General features: G+C 61.3%; 13 protein-coding genes. 1 reads left to right on the top strand and 12 read right to left on the bottom strand.

Translation table 11 applies throughout. The annotated features are described in order from the left end of the window. The first annotated feature begins 5 nt into the window (after positions 1-5). On the top strand, positions 6-1,130 hold the full coding sequence (locus IE151_RS07750) for a polysaccharide biosynthesis/export family protein (RefSeq protein WP_189489415.1): 1,125 nt from the start codon (positions 6-8) through the stop codon (positions 1,128-1,130). On the opposite strand, the gene IE151_RS07745 is transcribed toward IE151_RS07750, so the two are convergent. The 12 genes from IE151_RS07745 to tssC (IE151_RS07690) all read right to left on the bottom strand — a co-directional run bounded on the left by IE151_RS07745 (position 1,127) and on the right by tssC (IE151_RS07690) (position 17,189). Further along, positions 1,127-1,981 carry a protein kinase domain-containing protein gene (locus tag IE151_RS07745; protein WP_189489414.1) on the bottom strand — a complete coding sequence of 285 codons (855 nt, stop codon included), beginning with the start codon at positions 1,979-1,981 and terminating at the stop codon, positions 1,127-1,129. The two genes, IE151_RS07750 and IE151_RS07745, sit on opposite strands and share 4 nt — an antisense overlap. Next, on the bottom strand, positions 1,978-2,655 hold the full coding sequence (tagF, locus tag IE151_RS07740) for a type VI secretion system-associated protein TagF (RefSeq protein ID WP_189489413.1): 678 nt from the start codon (positions 2,653-2,655) through the stop codon (positions 1,978-1,980). The genes IE151_RS07745 and tagF overlap by 4 nt, the downstream gene beginning before the upstream one ends. A gap of 26 nt (positions 2,656-2,681) precedes the next feature. Further along, positions 2,682-6,191 carry a type VI secretion system membrane subunit TssM gene (gene tssM / locus IE151_RS07735; protein ID WP_189489492.1) on the bottom strand — a complete coding sequence of 1,170 codons (3,510 nt, stop codon included), beginning with the start codon at positions 6,189-6,191 and terminating at the stop codon, positions 2,682-2,684. Further along, positions 6,191-7,696, bottom strand: a complete 1,506-nt coding sequence (tssL, locus tag IE151_RS07730; protein ID WP_189489412.1) for a type VI secretion system protein TssL, long form — start codon at positions 7,694-7,696, stop codon at positions 6,191-6,193. The genes tssM and tssL overlap by 1 nt, the downstream gene beginning before the upstream one ends. Beyond that, complete coding sequence (gene tssK / locus IE151_RS07725; protein WP_189489411.1) at positions 7,693-9,048, bottom strand: type VI secretion system baseplate subunit TssK; 1,356 nt, start codon at positions 9,046-9,048, stop codon at positions 7,693-7,695. Before tssK ends, tssL begins: the two co-directional genes overlap by 4 nt. Then, positions 9,045-10,163 carry an FHA domain-containing protein gene (locus tag IE151_RS07720; protein WP_189489410.1) on the bottom strand — a complete coding sequence of 373 codons (1,119 nt, stop codon included), beginning with the start codon at positions 10,161-10,163 and terminating at the stop codon, positions 9,045-9,047. Before IE151_RS07720 ends, tssK begins: the two co-directional genes overlap by 4 nt. Continuing rightward, entirely contained in the window at positions 10,153-11,187 is a 1,035-nt protein-coding gene (gene tssG, locus IE151_RS07715; protein ID WP_244636656.1) for a type VI secretion system baseplate subunit TssG, read from the bottom strand. The genes IE151_RS07720 and tssG overlap by 11 nt, the downstream gene beginning before the upstream one ends. Continuing rightward, positions 11,184-12,968 carry a type VI secretion system baseplate subunit TssF gene (tssF, locus tag IE151_RS07710; protein ID WP_189489409.1) on the bottom strand — a complete coding sequence of 595 codons (1,785 nt, stop codon included), beginning with the start codon at positions 12,966-12,968 and terminating at the stop codon, positions 11,184-11,186. Before tssF ends, tssG begins: the two co-directional genes overlap by 4 nt. After that, positions 12,961-13,470 carry a type VI secretion system baseplate subunit TssE gene (gene tssE / locus IE151_RS07705; protein WP_189489408.1) on the bottom strand — a complete coding sequence of 170 codons (510 nt, stop codon included), beginning with the start codon at positions 13,468-13,470 and terminating at the stop codon, positions 12,961-12,963. The genes tssF and tssE overlap by 8 nt, the downstream gene beginning before the upstream one ends. Next, positions 13,463-14,263 carry a type VI secretion system accessory protein TagJ gene (locus tag IE151_RS07700; protein ID WP_189489407.1) on the bottom strand — a complete coding sequence of 267 codons (801 nt, stop codon included), beginning with the start codon at positions 14,261-14,263 and terminating at the stop codon, positions 13,463-13,465. The genes tssE and IE151_RS07700 overlap by 8 nt, the downstream gene beginning before the upstream one ends. Next, the gene (tssC, locus tag IE151_RS07695; RefSeq protein ID WP_189489406.1) at positions 14,260-15,648 is read right to left on the bottom strand and encodes a type VI secretion system contractile sheath large subunit; all 1,389 of its coding nucleotides are present in this window, start codon (positions 15,646-15,648) and stop codon (positions 14,260-14,262) included. Before tssC (IE151_RS07695) ends, IE151_RS07700 begins: the two co-directional genes overlap by 4 nt. Before the next feature lie 62 nt (positions 15,649-15,710). Continuing rightward, positions 15,711-17,189 (bottom strand): type VI secretion system contractile sheath large subunit, encoded by a 1,479-nt coding sequence (gene tssC / locus IE151_RS07690; RefSeq protein ID WP_189489405.1) that lies wholly within the window; start codon positions 17,187-17,189, stop codon positions 15,711-15,713. Between the last annotated feature and the right edge of the window lie 24 nt (positions 17,190-17,213).

The raw sequence follows: 17,213 nt of genomic DNA, 5'->3' as shown, positions 1-17,213 counted from the left end.
ACAGGATGCGGAAGTTTTTACCGGTCGTCTTTGTCGCGTTGCTCAGCGCATGTGCGATGTCGGCGGATGGACCGAAGGCGTCGGCGGTCAAGAACGGCAGACTTCCGCATACGCATGAGAAGATACCGGTTGTTGAGCTGGCCGATGCGCCGATGGGGCCGCATGTCACGGCCTATGCCCCGGCCGACAAGGGGCTTGTCACCTTGCGCTCGGTTACCCGCGCCGATACGCGCCTGAAGCGAGGCGATACGATCGAAGTCACGATATTCGATACTGGCGAGGAAGCCGTGTTCTCTTCGACCGACAGCAAGACCCTGAATCTCGGCCGCTTCACGGTGGATCAATCAGGCTATGTGATCATGCCTTTCGTCGGCCGCCAACATGTGCTGGACTCTACAGCCGACGCGCTTTCGACGCAGATCGTCAACGGTCTGAAAGGTCAGGCCGTTAATCCTCAGGCCGTCGTTACCGTGGTGGACAAGCCGTCGAATGGCATCAATGTTTCCGGCGGCGTAAAGGCGCCCGGCCTCTTTCCCCTGACGGCGAAGCGCGAACGCGTGCTGGATGCTCTGGCTCTGGCTGGCGGTGCGAGCGTCGAAACGGCCAATGTCACGGTCATCCGCGACAAGAGCCGGGCCACAGCTCCCCTGTCGCGCATTCTCAGAGAAAGTGCCCAAAACATTGTCCTGTCCGCAGGTGATCAGATTATCGTCGATGGCGATAATCCGAGCTTTACCGCCTTCGGTGCCTTCAAGAATGTAGGCGAATTCGAGTTCGAGCCGGGCAAGCTCACCCTTGCACAGGCGCTCGCACGGGCCGGCGGCCTCCTCGACAGCCGCGCCAATCCGCGCGATTTCTACGTGCTGCGCAACGAGAAGGTCGCAAACAGTGCGGCTGCGGCTTCCGCAGGCAAGAGCCCGGATGCGCCCTTCATCACGGTGAAGCCGATCATCTATCGCGTCAACCTGCGCGACGTTTCGAATTTCCTCTTGATGCAGCAATTCCATATTCAGGATGGCGACATTCTCTATGCAAGCAATGCCGGTCTCGTGGATGCCGCCAAGATCGTCACAGTCTTTCAGAAGGGGGCCGAAACGGCCGCCGCGCCGCCTCCTGGGGCGGGCAACTAGGGAGAAGGGAGACGTCCAAGATGTCTCAGAGCCTCGGAAGCCGTCGCCAACCTTTCCTCGCGGCGTTCCTGTGTCAGGCTCTCGCATAGATCCTGCATACCCTTGTCGGTTACGCCTGGCAGAAGCCGCTCGATCACCTTGCCGGCGGCATGAAGGTCGGCGCGCGCGTCCAGCGCCTCGCCGCGTAACTGTTCAGGGGCGGCATAAGAGGCACGTCCCGCCCGCGCCAGATTGTGATCGGCATGGCGCTCTCCGGCATCCAGCGCGATGCCGAAATCGCAAATGCCAAGGTTTGCGGGATCGCCGTTCCGTAGCAGGAGATTGTCGGGAGCTATGTCACAATGCACGATGCCCTGTGCATGAATGCCAGCCAGACCTTCCAGCAGCGCGGCTGCAAAGCACCGGAGAAAGCCGGACGTCATCTTGAGTGAGGGCAGGGCAGTTGCCAGTGGCAAGCCGCGATCCGGCATGATCATGGCAGGGCGACCATCATCCAGTCGAAGAACTGTTTGAATCGGAACGACATAGGGATTTTGCACGCGCATCGCCATCTCCGCCTCGCGCAACAGCAATGCCGCGCTGATGCCGTCATCGCGGCAGGAAAGCTGCACCGTCTTCATCACGTGCGCGGTCGCCAGATCGCGGTGACGAAGGCGCTGGACGAGATATCGCCCGCCCGCGTGCAATGTTGCTTCGGTGCTGAAACTGTTCGCAATGAATGCGGTCGCCAAACCTGGTGCCGCTAGCTGCCGGTCGAGCGCATCGCGAACCCTGTCGCGCACGTCCGGGGCGGATTCGTGCAATGCATTGGTCAATGCCCTGAAATGCCGGGCGATTTTATCTTCGTTCATTCGACCTCGACGCCTGTCGCGATGGCCGAAACGTCCTCGGGGACATTGGCGATCAATGCGTCATTGGGCTCGAACAGTCTTGCAAAATCGGTGGCGGTGGGCGCGCCACATGTGCGAAAGCCGACAGTGGCTTCCGCTTGTGGGTCATAGCGCCACCAGAGCGTCGTCGCCCTGCCATCGCCCGGCCTGAAAGCCGTGTTTGCCTTGCCGCTGCGTGCTGAAGGCGTGCGCAGGGCCTTCAGGCTCTGCGAGAAGGCGGCAACGGCGAAGCGCTCCGCGCTGGTGTCGCGGCCCAGGCGTGTCAGTAGTTCGAACCACTCATCATCGTGGCAAAGCACGCTCGGATGCTGGTCAAAGCCGTGCATCTGCGTAGCGATCACCAGGGGATAGCAGCGTTCCACGCGGTCGCGGCTGGGCAGGATGACGCCCGCCAGCACGGATGGACCGAAGGCCCCGCGCTCAGCAACGAAGCGCCAGGTGGAACCGTGCGCGAAGGAATGCCTCCACCCCGCCTCGTCTTGATCTCGCAGCGCCTGCAAGCCGCCGCGCACCCATGCATCGAGGCCGCTCTCTGTTGCACGTTCGAAACCGGAAGCGATAAAATCGCCATGTGCAGGTACCTTGCCGAAGAAGCCGATCCGGTTTGCCTGTATCGCCTTCTGGCTTATGTTCATGCGCCCGCTCATTCTCTTTGGCCTCATCAAAACTGCGTCGGACAGCGAAACTCCGTCAGTGCAGGAAGGCGGAACGGATTGAGCACCGAGCCGAACTGAACTTCGAACGTGGCGCGCTGCGCACCTTTGTCGAAACTAGCGAGGAAAACGTCGTCGCCCTGCATCTGGATATTCGCGCGATCGAACAGCCGGAACGGTGACCAGTCGCCGGATGTCGTTGTGGCGCCCGCAATTCCGCTTGGCTGAAATGCGATATAGGACTGATTTTTCCGGCCTTGCGCCGGCCATCTGAAGGATTTCGAGACTGGACGGTCGGCAAATTGCACGATGGATTCATCCTGGATGCTCAGCATCGCCGCATTGGTGCGGGCAAGCGATACCGTTCTGACATTGATCGACACCGCCGGTTGCTCGCTCCCGGCGGGGAAGAAGGCGCGGTGGATCCTGTCGGCATTTTCAAACTGCGCCAGTGCCGGGCTGGGAATGCTTTCGCCACCAAATGTGCCGCGCCAGCCCCAGGGGCTTTCGCTCTTGTCGACGAAAGGCTCCAGGCGGTCCTTGAAGAAGCTCTGAAACAGCCCGCTCGGGCCGAACAGCCGCACGAAATCAGCCATCGCAACGTCCCGGCTCGACTCCCGATCGAACGGATAGCGGCCGCTGACGATATTGCCGCACAGATTTGCGCCGCTTGCCGCCCAGATATTACCGATCCGGCCACGCGCCGTTTTCACGGCGAGTCCGCCTATATCGGCAGAAACGCTGGCCATCCACTGATCGACCGGCGCCGGCAGGGTCCGGGCTTCCTGTATCAGATCCTGGTTGGCATTGGTCAGCTGGCTGTCGACGTCGAACATCTGCGCCACGTCGCCGGAGGAAGTCGAGGCGCGGGACAATTGGCCGTAGAGCTTCTGCAGAATCGGGCGCAGGCTGCCGATCCGCGACCGTGGCTGTTCGCTGTCCGGGCCTTGCGCATTCTGCGCTACCTCGAGCGCCTCGCGCAGCGGGCCGTATGGATCGGGCGCATTTGCCGCCGTAACCAGCGCTGAACTGGAGGCGCTGGCGATTGCATCTGCATTGTCACCCGTCGAGGCAAGGCGCATTCCCGATTGCGCACCAAGATCGGTGGCCGCGGCGATTGCCTTGGCAATCGTTTCTACAGGGCCGGGGTCGCTGGAAAGCACGCGCAAGGTTTCGGTCGCATCGCCCAGCGTCTGCGATGGACGCGTGACGATATCCGCGAGCAGTGCATTCCAACGCTGCGCAAACTGGTCGAAATAGAGTTGCAATGCGGCTTGCGTAATCGTCTCGACGCTCGACCCGGCCGGATTAGCTTGCCAGCCGCGCACCCATTCTTCCGCGAGGGCCTGCCGTGCCGCATCGCTCACGCGTGGCAGCACGACGGCGCGATACCCTGTTCCTGTGTAGATGCCGGGAATGGATTCGCGCAGCGTCGCGCCGGATTTTCGCGCGAAAACCTGTTCGCCCAGCGGTCCGGACGCGTCGGCGGCATTCCATGGACCCAAGGCGCGGGAATCGCGCAGATTAACCAGAATATCGAAGGCGCGGTTTCCCAGAGATTGGTCGGCAATGATTGCGCGTGCCTCGGCGATAAGCGTCGTGTCGAGTGTAATCGGAACCATCGCCCCGCGCGCCAGGGCTTCCACATGCGCCACCAGCGCGTTGCGTGCGGCACGCCGCCCTTCGCCTGGAAACAGGCGCTCGAACATGTCCTGCGCCTGAACGGCAACGAAATCGCGATCGACAGGACCAAGCCCCCCCAGCATGCCATAGAGCTTCAGCGTGTTGAAGGTCCGCGCTACGTCGGGCGTTTCGGCATCGCGCTCGTGCTCGATGTCACCCTGCAACTGCACCAGCACGCGTGGCAGAAGAAGGGCATTGAGCGCGCGCTGATAAGCTTCTCGCTGACGGCCGGCAATCTTTTCGCCCTGATCCAGGCCGAAGCGAGGCATCCAGTCTCCGTCGTTCTGGAAGCCAGCCGTCACGTTGCGTAGCGAATCGAGGGCGGGCAGCACGCGCAGGAAATCGGCATCCGAAACGTCGCGTACCGCAATTCCCTGGATCTGCTGATCATATGCGGCGATCCTGTCCTGTGCCTGCGCAAGGGCGCGGCTGTTCTGGAAATAGGCCGTGAACCAGCCCGCGAGTATGAAGGCGAAGGCAAACCCGGCTAACGCATAGGCGCCTCGGCGCAGCATCCGTTGCCGGCGCGACAGGCGCTTGTCGCGGGTGATGAGCGAAGCTTCCTCGAAGATCACCCCTTTAAACAGTCGCTCAATGAAATAGCTGCGGCGCAAGCGTGACAGCGAGCCGGAAGTCTCGATGGTTGCGACGTCGCTTTGCGTACCTGAGGCGAAGTAGACGCCACGCAGGAGCGGTGCTTCCACCAGCCTGGAAGAGGCGCAAAGTTCGCCCATCACCTCGTGCAAGCGCTCCTTCAGCGAGGCAAGCTCCGCAGGTAGACGGAAGATACGCCCGCGCTTGGCTGCATCGGGCTCTTGCTGCATGCGCTCAAGCAGCATGGCGCCGATACGCTCCTGCAGCAGCGTAAACTCTTCCATGAAGCGTTCTGGAAGAAATTTCGCCCCGTAGCTCTCTTCCAACCCGAAGGTCATGCCCCAGACCTGATCTCGGTCGCTCTTGCTCAGCCCGTCAAAGAATTCGACGAAACCCGTCATCAGATCGGCTTTGGTGAGCATGAGATAGACCGGAACGCGCGCGCCCAGATAATCATCCAGCTCCGAAAGACGCTGGCGAACAGCACGCACCTCTTCGAGTTGCACCTGCTCGTCGCGCTTCATCAGGTCGCCGATCGAGAGCGTCACGATCACGCCGTTGATCGGCTGCGACTTGCGATATTTCTTGAGTAGCGAGAGAAAACCTTCCCACCCGGCCCTGGAAGTGCCGTTCAGGTCGTCTTGTGTCGTGTAACGCCCGGCGGTGTCGATGAGAATCGCCTCCTCGGCAAACCACCAATTGCAATTGCGTGTACCGCCCATGCCCTCAACGGAGGCCTGCCCGAGCGCGTCGCCAAGCGGAAATTTCAGGCCGGAATTGGTCAGCGCCGTTGTCTTGCCTGAACCCGGGGCGCCGAAGACCACGTACCAGGGCAACTCGTAGACATAGCCGAACCGTTTCTTGGCGATGCGTTTGAGAAGCGACATTGCTTCCTTCAGTCGTCCATGGATCTCCTCCACTTCCGCGTTATGGCCAGCGGCAGCTTCGGCGGCGGCATTCTGCTCGATCCCTTCCACAAGCGCATCGTCACGCCGACGGGCACGAACCAGTGAAATGATCGTCCACAGCACCCAGCCAAGAATGAGGATGCCGATCGCGACGATCCGGTTGAATACAGCCGTGAGCGGACGCCAATCGCCCAGCGCCAGCATGGAGCCGTAGAACCAGATGACGATCCCGAGCGCGACAATCCAGAACAGTGACAGGAAGCGATAACCGATCAGGCTCGCATAGGATTCGACATGGCTGCGGATGACGTAGAAACTGCTGAGCGGGTTCATCACGGTGCATTACCTCCGTTGCCGGCGGCCGGACCACTGGCATCCAGGCGAGGCGGATCGGCAAATATGCCGTGTGCTTCGAGTTGTTCGGTGGGATTGGTCAGAACGAGAATTTCAGTGCGCCTGTTGGTTTCGCGCCCTTCAGAGGTATCGTTGGTCGCCAGCGGATCGGAATCGGCGCGACCTTCCGTCAGGATGGCTTCCGATCCCGTATAGGCCGTCAGAATTTCGCCTACCGATTTGGCGCGCGCCTCCGAAAGATGCCAGTTCGACGGAAACTGAACGGTACGAATCGGCACGTTATCGGTATAGCCGACCACGACAGCCCGGAATTTTTCGCTGGCGAGTGCTCCGCCGATTCGTTCCAGCAGCCCGCGGAATTCATCGCTCACTTCGGCGCTGCCTGTTGCGAACAGCCCGGAATTGCTGATGCGGATGCGCAGCCTTCCATCGGCATCGGATAGCGTCACTAGCTTGCGATCCACTTCCGGTTGCAGGAAGCCGATGAGATTTTGCAGCTCAGTCGACTGTACGATCTGCTTGCGCTCGGGCGGAGTATAAACCACCGGTGGCGGCTGCGCGGATTCGGCGCGCTCGGTAAACCGAATGGATGGCGTGTCGCGCGGCGGCAGTCCCGCCAGTTGCTGGAAGGTGCCGTCCGAGACGCGATTGAGCGACAGAGTGAAGAACATGTAGCCGAGTGCCAGTGCCAGCATCAGCCCGGCGAGCAGGGTCCATAGCCCGGTCGCCGTCTTCAAGGGCGTATGCCTGGCCGACACACCCCGCCAGTGCGGCGAGAGTTCACGTTCGAAATCGCCATACTGTCCCATCAACGAGCGATAAAGCCCGCCGCGAATATGTTCCAGTTCCAGTGGGCCGCGCGGCGAAACGCGTGTGCGCCCCTCAAAGGCGAGCGAAAGGCAGAGGTAGATGAGGAGCAACAGGTCCTTGCTGGCACCGGGGTTCTGGTGAAAATGGTCGAGCAGGTCGAACACGCGGTCGCCGCCGGTCACATCCATATGAAAGGTTGAGACAAGGCCGGAACGCGCCCAGCCCGCCCGCACGCCCCAGGCCTTGCTCAGGATCACGTCGTCAACCGTTGCGCAAACCACGTAATGCGCTGCCCGCGCCCGTTCCGGGCTGATGCGTGCTGCCGCCAAATCGCGCTCGTAGCGGCGGACGGCATCGAAGCTGATACCGCGCAACTCCTCGATATCCGGCTGCGCGTCGGTCTGGCGTAGCCCGTGCGCCAGATTGAGCAGGGGTGCGGCGGAGCGCACGATTATCGGCATTTCATCGCCGCCGAAGCGAAAGTCGCGCATCATCCTTTCAACGGACCAGCCTCCCTGGCCGGTCTGGGCTGTGGCTTCCGGCTCGACAATATCATCCAGCATTTCGGCCATGCGCTGGGCGGAAAGCGCCTTGCGCTGACCTTCCTCTGTTAGTTCGACGACGGTTGGCAGGTCCTGCCATTGCGGTGCTTCTGCGCCGTTGTCCCTGGTCATTCGCGGATCGCCCACAATTCCATCTCAAGACCCGGAAACTCGCCGGAGAGATGCAGGGCGACCGCTCCGGACGTCTCGAGCTGCTTCCAAAGGGGAGATTTCGTGTCGAGTTCGAAATAGATCGTGCCGGAGCGATAGGGTAACTGGCGCGGCAGGACCGGCAGCGGCTGCACAGGGATCCCCGGCAGCGCCACATTGACCAGCTCGGCAATGCGCTCTACCGGACCGACCTTGATCTGCGCGGGCAGCTTGCGGCGCACTTCTTCCGAGGGCATGTCGGCGCGGATTGCCAGCACGAAGCCTGCATCCTTGATGAGTGTGCGGTCGTGGATCGTGCCGACCCGTACGCCGTGGCGGCGCTCCGAAAGCTCGATGGCAACCGCCGCCTGTTCCAGAACGGCGGAAAGCGAGGCGCGCAGATCGTCGAATACGGCTGCAAAGGTCGCCTTCAGATCATCATGGCGATAGGGTGGAAAGTCGCTGGCGCGCTTCTTGTCGGTCGTAAACGTCGCAAGTTCTCCAGCCAGCTGAATGCATTCCTCATAGAGCATGATCGGGTGCAGGCGTGTCGCATTGGAAAGAATATGTGCCAGGAGCGGGTCAGTGCGATTTAGGATTTGCAGCAGGAGATAGTCTCCCACTTCCGCCGTCCCCCGGATGGTCGGGTCGCCGATACGCTCGGCAATTGCTTCAGCGCGGTGGCGCACAATCCCCAGCAACTCGGTTACCAGCTCCTTCAAACGCGGCTCTGCGGCGCAATTGAGCGAAGGCGCCAGATAGTCGGCATCGAGGATGACTGCCCGGTCGGAGCGTACTTCCAGCACCCGTGCAACGCCGATGAGTTCGTAGCCGGCAAGCTCGTCGCCGGTCTTGAGATAGCGCAGGTTGAGGCGGCCCACATCGATCGGCGCCATGAAATCCGTGTCAATATTGGCGTCTGGGGCTTCGTAGGGACTTGCAACGATGCGAACCGAGCGGGCCGACCCGTTAGGACCGGCACTCGTCGGTTTCATAGTCATGTCCGCCTTTCCGGGTTGCCGAACCGGCAAGGCCAGATAGATGATGGCATTGCGCACCGTTTCGTCGAGCTCGAGCGGGGCGGGCAGGTCGGTGTCGATGGGAGCTTCGAACGGCGTGCCGTCCGGCAGGATGCCGCGCAACGTCGACAGCGCGAACTGGCCGATAGCCAGTGCACCGCGGTCGATGCTTGTTTCGGCTACGCCCCAGGGATAGGGCGAAAGCGCGCGTGTCGCGCTGCGTACCAGCCGCTCCGTCCAGCGGTCCGACTGCTGAAAATGCTGTACGCGAAGGAACATGCCCTCTCTCCAGGCAACGCGATTTTCGCTTCTCATTCTTCCTCGCCTGTCTTTTTTCCGCCGTTGCCAGCCAAGGCTGCGGCAACAGCGGAAACCAATGTCTCATGCACGCTGGCAGCTTGCCCGTGGCGCTCGAACTGTTCCTTGTATTCTGCCCAGTAAGCGCCGTTTCTCTGCCAGGGCAGCAGGCGCTTGCGCGCATCCACCCGCGCCTCGATCACGCGTGGCTCCAGCATCTTGTTGCTAAGCGCCATCATCTCCTCGATGCGCCTGGCGATCTCTTCCTGCACGACCGCAATCCGCGTCATCCGATCCGAAACCTGTCCCGTCATTGCTGGCTCGAAGCGCAGACCAAGGTCGCTGGAGAGACGCGCCAGAACCGTCTCCTGACGTAGCAGGAGAGACGGGAGCGTCTGGTCATCGGCGGGCGCGCGCGGCGCCACCTCCTTCGGTTGTTCCTCGAAAATCGCGTTGAAGGCCTTGTCTGCCGTGGCTGCCTTTTCGGCGGCTTTTGGTTTGGAACGGGTGATCGGCACGGAGACATGCATGGCGGATGCATGTTCAAGCCGGTTCCCCATGTCGAGGTCGCGGTTCCAGTCGTCCGGCAGGAAACCGCTGCCGTCTGTCTGGGGCGGCCCGCTCCAGCCGATGTCGACATTTCGCGACGAAGGAGTTCCCCTAATCGGCTGGGCCACCGGTAGCGCCCAATCGTCGGAGCCGGGCGCGAGAATGCCCGTTGTGCTGCCGCCGGGGCTGACATCGGAAAGAATGGCCGAAATCGTCAGCGTTTCGCCGCTCGGGGCAACATCCTCTCGCGCTTCATCCCGGTCATGCTCATTGGCGCCGTTGATCGCTGCCTCGAAGGCATAGGCGCCGAGCTGCACCTGTGATCCGTCGTTCAGCCGCCTGCTCTGGCCTTCCAGCAGGAGTTCGCCATCCACCCGCGTACCGTTGGCGCTCATGTCGAAAAGGATATAGCCATCGCGGTCTCGCTCGATGCGGCAATGTTGCTTGGAGATGGTGCGGGTTTCGTCTTCCACCATCCAATTGCAATCATAGGCGCGGCCCATGGTCACCCGTCCGCGTTGCATGGAAAAGCGTGCTGTGCCTGCAAGCGCCGGTCCCGCAGTCTGGCGAAGCTCAAGTCGCATGGACCACCTCCCTCGTCGTCAGGGGCGGTTCGCGCAGGATCGCATCGCGGCTGTCCTCTAACGCCGGTTCGCTGCGTGCCCAGCTGTTCCAGCCAAGACGGGGCGGATCGCCCGTACCGCCCAATTGGCAGAAAGGCACGTCCTCCTTGCGCAGCACGATTTCGATGTCGAAATCGAAGCCTGTCCCGACGAAGAGCCGCGTCAGCGCAAACAGCGCCTCGACATTGTGGCTGCCGGGCCCTAGCGATAGATAGTCTGCGTAGCGGAGCGGGCCGATGATCACCCTGAAACTACCAGCGAAATCGTGCACCATCGCCCCAGCCGTCGCATTGATCCCGAGTTGCACAGCACCGCCCTTCGCTATCTGGCTCTGTTCATGGACTGGAATATCCAGCCAGCGGCTGCGAAACAGCTCTATCCCGACCGGCAGGCCGCTCACCTCGCGCAGCATTGCAGCAAGGGCGGCGGAGTTGCGGGTGCGATTGGCAAAGAAGCCGGAAAAACGCAGCAGCGTATCTTCTTCGATCTTCGTGCGATCCCGCAGATTGCGCGTGCCAAAGCCGCACAATGCCAGAAGCGTTGTCACGAAGCCGTTCTGCACATTTCGCGCGGCGGACCAGCGCATGCATCGCGCCAGCCTGTATTTCTCCGAGGCATCGACGAAAAGCTCGGCCATGCGGGCACTGAACATGTCGAGAAAGGCGGAAAGCCCATGCGCGCGATTACGCTCCTCGCGCATCACGAGCGCGTCATAGGCGGGCGGCAGAGAACCGTTGACGCCGTTCACGCCTGCAAAAGTGCTGCGCAGGCGCGCCGTGCCGTCCGCGTCACGGGAAAAGCCGCTGACGGGCAGAGCTGCCGGCGTCACGCCCGCATGGGTTCCGGCATCCAGCATGGTGGCACTGGCCTGTGCTACCCGGAACGCAGTGGTGGGTTCGAAGCACTCCGGTTCCGTCTCGAGGAGCTTGGCAAGATCGCTGTGCTCTCGTACAGGTGCAAGCGTCACCATCTGCTTCCGCCTCATAGCAACGGCCTCATTGCGGCGCGCGCCGGCCAGCTTGCGATCGGGCGCGAATGTCCTTTCAGCGTCGCGGTCAGGCGGGTAAAGCTGTTGATCGAGGCATAGAGCGCAAAGAAGCGGTCGAGCACGCTGGCGAAAAGATAGGCGGATGCGCGGTCGATGGCTGCGGGATCGAACTCCAGCCGGACGTCGGTCCCTGAAACCATGCCCCCATGGGCAAGCCGCGCCGTCGAGCTTTTCGCATCCACGCGAATGATCGCCTCCACCAGTTGTCGCGTTTCCGGCATGTCGCGAAAGGCATAGAGCGAAAGCATGTCCTTCAGCGCCGCACCGTCATTGTCAAACAGCGACAGGTGGTTGAGATTGAGATGCGACATCAGTCGCCAGTGCCGTCCGTCCGGATCGTTCATGCGCACCGAGGGTGTCGGCGCCATCAGCGCCTTGACATTTGCGACAGATTCATTGCCGGAGGCCAGTTTCAAATGCGGATGGCCGCCGCCAAAGGGCAGCTTTTCGGGCAGATCGCGATTCATGCACAGCGCGTCGATGCTCGCCACCGCCTGTAGGGCGCTGGCTGGCGTGCGTCCGCGATCGATGAAAGCGATGTCGATGTCGCTCGTGCCGTCCGACGGGTCGAAACGGCGCGACAATTGCCAGAAAACGGAACTATAGCTTCCCGCCCGCTGCGTCCGCCCGAAGAAAGGTTGGCTCACTTCTTCCGGTCGCTCGTGGCCGGATAGCACAACGCGCTGGACCGCATGGATTTCGCGTGTCTTCTGGCGGCGTGCATCCGGTAGAAGGCGGTATTCAGTGCGCGTTCCGTCAAGCACCAGCGGCTCGCAGGCCTGCTCAAACAGGTTGATGACCGGGGCTGCGTGCAGAACGAAATCGCGTGCGGAAACGGCGCGTTCCAGTTTGGGATCGCTCTCGGAAAGATAGACGAAGATCTCCAGATTGTCGTCGCCATGGCGATCCAGCCCTTCAATGTCGATGAAGAGGAATTTTTGCGGCAAGGCGAAAAATTCTGTAAGTAGTCGATAGCCGGCGAAACTGCTGGCCGGGTAGGGCAGCATGGTTTCCTCTTCGGCAAAGCCGGCAGGCTTCAGGCTGGAGGCTGGGAGAAAGATGGCGTCCGGATCATCACTGTGCTTCGCAAGACCGATTCCGAGCGTATGATTGCAGAGCAGAGTATGCAGCGCGATGGCCTGCGGCCAGTTCGATCCGATATGCAGACGCAGCTTCGAAATCTTCAGTTCGGAAAACGTCTTGCGCGGATCGAGCGGACGGATCGACAGTCGCAGGCAGCCCGCAGCACCCGTTTGCGGCGAGAGCGGGGCGTTGATCGGCTGACCGGAAAGGGCTGCGGACACGATCTCGACTGGCGCAATCTCCACATCCTGCGTGGTGCGAAAACGACAGGCTTCGCCATTCACCGGTTCGGCGAGAATCTCCGTATGGCGGGCAATTTTCTGGATCCCTGCCAGCGTGGCGCTGGGCGTGAACTGCACCACGCTCATCGATGGCAGCGGTGCCAGATAATGCGGGTAGAGCGTTTCCAGCAGGCTGTCCGTGAGCTCGGGAAATTCGTCGTCCAGCTTCTGGCGCACGCGCGCCGCGGAATAGGCAAAGCTCTGTATCAACCGCTCGACATGCGGATCATCCGCGACTTCGCCGTTCAGCCGCAGGCGCCCGGCAATCTTGGGAAATTTTTCCGCAAATCGCGCAGCCCGGCGGCGCAGTCCGGCGAGTTCTTCATTATAGCGGGACAGAAAGCCGTCAGCCATTCTGTGCCTCCACCGAAATGCGCTGGTTTGATGGGTCAATGGTCGATTCGAAGCTGATCGGCGGCATGTCATCCCACAGGCGAAACGTGCCTTCTATGCGCATCCGCAGGGCACGTTCATGGGCATTGCGCTTGAGTATCGTCACGCTGACATCCTGCAAACGCGGTTCGAATAGGGCGATGCGCCGCTCGATCGCGTGCGCAAGCTGCAGCTTCGCCTGGTCTGTGGCGAGATTGACCGAAACCAGACCGTCCACGCCGTAATTGACGAGCGCGTCGCGCAGTTCTGTCAGTTCGGTCGGTGCGCCAACGGGATTGCGGCGCGTGTTGAGCAATGCTTCAAGGTCGCGGCGCAGCGCCTCACGCATTTCGCGCACTTGTTGCGGGATCGTCAGCGGCTGGTCCTGAGCCTGATCCGGCGCGTCGTCGAGTAACCGGTCAAGCAGTGAGCGGGCAAGGATGCGATCCTTGGCGCGGTAGCGTTCAAGCGGGTGATCAGCCATGGGCGACCTCGACAGCTTCGAGCAGGGTCAGATCGTGGAACGAGGCTATCTCGTCGCCTGCCAGAAAGGATCGCTGGCCGCGACCCGTCACGATGCCGCTCTTTTCATCTATCCAGTCCGTCTCGCGGCCGAGCAGCAGGGCGGCATTGCCAGCGGTACCAGGGTAAATCGCGGGGATCAGGACATCGGCGCTTGCACCGTCATGCATTGCAACCTGCCCTCGACGAAAGGCGAAATCGCGAGGCCGCGCGATAGGCTCGAGCCTGACCGAGGTGATCTGTGCAAGACCGATCCAGAGATAGGCGCCCCCGGTCGTGATGATTTCCAGAATGTGTGGCGTGCGGTCGTCGAGATCGCGCAGATCATCGAGCGCCTTGCCGTTCCAGAGCATAGGTTGGGTGCCGCGTGCTTCTTCCAGTGCTTGAAGGGCAGCCCCGGCCTCGCCCTCGCGATGCGCCAGATTGAGCTTCAATGCAGCCTGGTCGACCGCATCCGGCCCGTGCGGGAACTGCGGCATCGCACCTGTCTCGAACCAGGCGTTGCGAGCGGCAATGCCACGCAACTGGTTGCGCAGGAAGGCAAAGCCCATCGTATCGCCAGGCGAAAAGGTCACGGCTATGTTGCATTGTGCATCCGCCTTCTCATATTCGCCGGAAAGCATCAGCAGGTCGATGTAGAAATGCCGCGCTTCCGTATCGGCCGGCTTTGTCATGACATGCTCCTTTGCCATCGTGAGCGCATCGGAAAGTCGGTCCTCCGAAAGGGCGGCGGCTATGTCGCTGGACAGTTTCATGCTGAAATCCTCTGGGTGGTTGGCGCAGCCGAAGGCTCTCGCAGCGAGGGTGTTTGCGCCTCGGCGATCAGATGGAAGCTCGTGGAAACGTCGTCGAGCTGGAAGTGCGGCTGTAGGTGGACCATACAGGAAAAGACGCCGGGCTTGCCGGGAATCTCGTGCACATCGACACCCGCGGAGCGCAGCGGGTAGCGCGCGCGCAGCGACAATTGCGCATCTTCATTGCCGACCGTGTAGTCGCCGAGCCAGGTTTCGAGGCGGCGCTGGATCGTCTCGGCATCGCGCAGCGTGCCGATTTCCTCGCGCATGATCACCTTGAGATAATGCGAGAAGCGTGAGGCGCAGAGCACATATTGCAGCATTGCGGCAAGTCGCGCGTTCTGCCGCGCCGCTTCGGTGGAATAATGTTGCGGCGCGTGCAGCGACTGGTTCGAATTGAATATCCCGTTGGCCGACATGTAGCTGGTTGCGATCGGCACTATGCCGAGATCGCTCAATTGCTGCTCCTGCCACCCGTTCATGCGCGCCTCCACCGGAACCTGCGCCGATAGGCTTTCGCTTTCCGTGCCGGGGTCGTAGGGAGCAAGCTGGTCAGGCGAGAGCATGCCGCCATCGATCTCGTTCTGGGTTACGCCACGAATATCGGCAAACCACCCGGACTGGATGAAATTGCGGATGATCACCGCTGCGAAGGCGAACGCGCCATTCGCCCATAAAAGCGTGCTTCCATCAGCCGCCACCTTCTCCCGAAATGGAAAGCCGTCGCTGCGCGCGCGCGCGAAAGGCTTATAAGGCGGGCGAACGAGCACACGCGGCGCCACAAGGCCGAGGAAGCGTGAATCCTCGCGCTGACGGAGCGAATTCCAGCGCGCTCGGGCCGGATCGCGCCCGAGCCATGAAAAATCCTGCACGCGGTCAAGTTCGGAAAACCGGGAAAGTCCGAGCGCTTCCGGTGCTGCACCAGCAATGAAGGGGCAAAAACCCGCTGCCGCGATCATGCCGAGTTGCGCCAGCGTGCTCACCGTGTCGGCCGAGCCTTCATCGAGGGGCGAAAGCAGGTAATCGCCGAGGAGCAAACCGAACGGCTCGCCGCCCGCCATACCGAATTCGCGGCTATAGACCAGCTCGAACAGGGCGCTTTGATCGAAGTCTGTGGAGCGTTCCATGCTGCGCGCAAGTTCAACCCAGCCGCACGGGAAAATCTTGATGCGAACATCGTAGCTCTTGCCGGCTTCCTCCACGAGCAGGGCAAGCCCGCGCCACCGCGCTTCCATGGCCTGGAAGCCGGGATGATGCAGAATGGCATTCACCTGGGCGTTCAGCACTTCGTCTATAAGCGCGATCAACCGGTCGGCCAGTGCTCTTGCGCGTGTTTCGCTCGTCATTGCGCCCTGCATTCAACGAAAGGGTCCGCCGCCGCACAGGCGACGACGGTCCTGGTGTCGGCTCAGTTCTTGGAGGGAATGCGCGCCACCATGCGTAGCGACGTGGTCAGCTCTTCCATCTGCAGCCACGGACGCAGCCATGCCACCGCATTATAGGAACCCGGCTTGCCGGGAATTTCCTGAACGGTCACTTTCGCGTCTCGCAACGGATATTTCGCCTTTGCGTCCTCGCCGGCATTGTCGTTGGCATTGACATAGTTGGAGATCCAGCGATTCAGCCATGCCTCGCAATCTTCTGCCTCCATGAAGGAGCCGATTTTGTCGCGACCCATGACCTTGAGATAATGGGCAAAGCGCGAAGTGGCCATCATGTAAGGCAGGCGGGCGGAAACGGCGGCATTTGCCGTGGCTTCCGGACGGTCGTAGACCTTCGGCTTGTGCGCGGTCTGAGCGCCGAAGAACACGGCATAATCGGTGTTCTTGTAATGGCATAGCGGCAGGAAGCCCAGCTTGCCAAGTTCTGCATCGCGACGGTCGGTGATGCCAACCTCCGTCGGGCATTTCAGGTCGAGATCGCCATCGTCACTGGAGAAGACGTGCATAGGCAGGCCTTCCACCTTGCCGCCGTTTTCGGCGCCGCGAATTGCCGTGCACCAGCCGCTCCTCGCAAATGCGTCCGTCAGCTTGGTGCCCATCACATAGGCCGCGTTCATCCAGGTATAATTCTCGTGCGGCAGCTCGCCATTCTTCGTGCCGTCGGTCTCATCGAAGTTGAACGCGTCGATGGTGCGGGTGCTCGGACCATAGGGCATCCGTGCCAGAACGCGGGGGAGGGCCAGCGTCACGAAGCGGGAATCCTCGCTTTCGCGCAGGCCGCGCCATTTCGCATATTCCGCCGTCTCGAAAATCTTCTCGAGATCGCGCGGCTTGGACAGCTGACGATAGTCGTCGAAGCCGAACATCTTCGGGCTGGCCGCGGTTATGAAGGGAGCGAAGGCAGCAGCCGCGATCGATGAAGCGCCTTGCAGGAGTTCCATATCCTCGAAGGAATTGTCAAATTCGTAGTCGCCGATCAGCGCGCCCATGGGTTCACCGCCCGGGGTACCGAATTCATCCTCGTAGATCGACTTGAACAGGCGCGACTGGTCGAACTCGACTGCCTTGGTTAAATCCTTGTAGATTTCGCGCTTGCTGGCGTTCAGTACGCGAATTTTCAGGTTCGAACTGGTTTCCGTGTTCTTCACCAGGTAGTGCAGGCCTCGCCATGTGCCCTCGAGCTTCGTGAACTCGGGAGATTGCATGATGGCCGCAAGCTGTCTGGAAAGCATTTTGTCGAGCGCTGCGATGGCATTATTCAGCGTCACAGTCAGGTTGCGGTCGTAAGTGACCATACCCTTCAGTGCCTGGTCGGTCAGGTTGCGCAGGAGGTCCTGGGCGCGGTCCGGTTCCGTCTGGCGGGTTGCTGCGACCACCTTGGAAAGAAGATTTTCCTCGGTTGTGACGGTGGAAGCATCCTGCTTCGCTTGGGTCTGTGCACTCATGTTCTAGATCCTTGTCGCTGCGCC

The sequence above is a fragment of the Limoniibacter endophyticus genome, assembly GCF_014652835.1.
GTDB classification, from domain to species: domain Bacteria; phylum Pseudomonadota; class Alphaproteobacteria; order Rhizobiales; family Rhizobiaceae; genus Limoniibacter; species Limoniibacter endophyticus.
The sequence above is the reverse complement of the archived record's forward strand: the minus strand, read 5'-3'. Positions and strand labels throughout refer to the sequence as shown.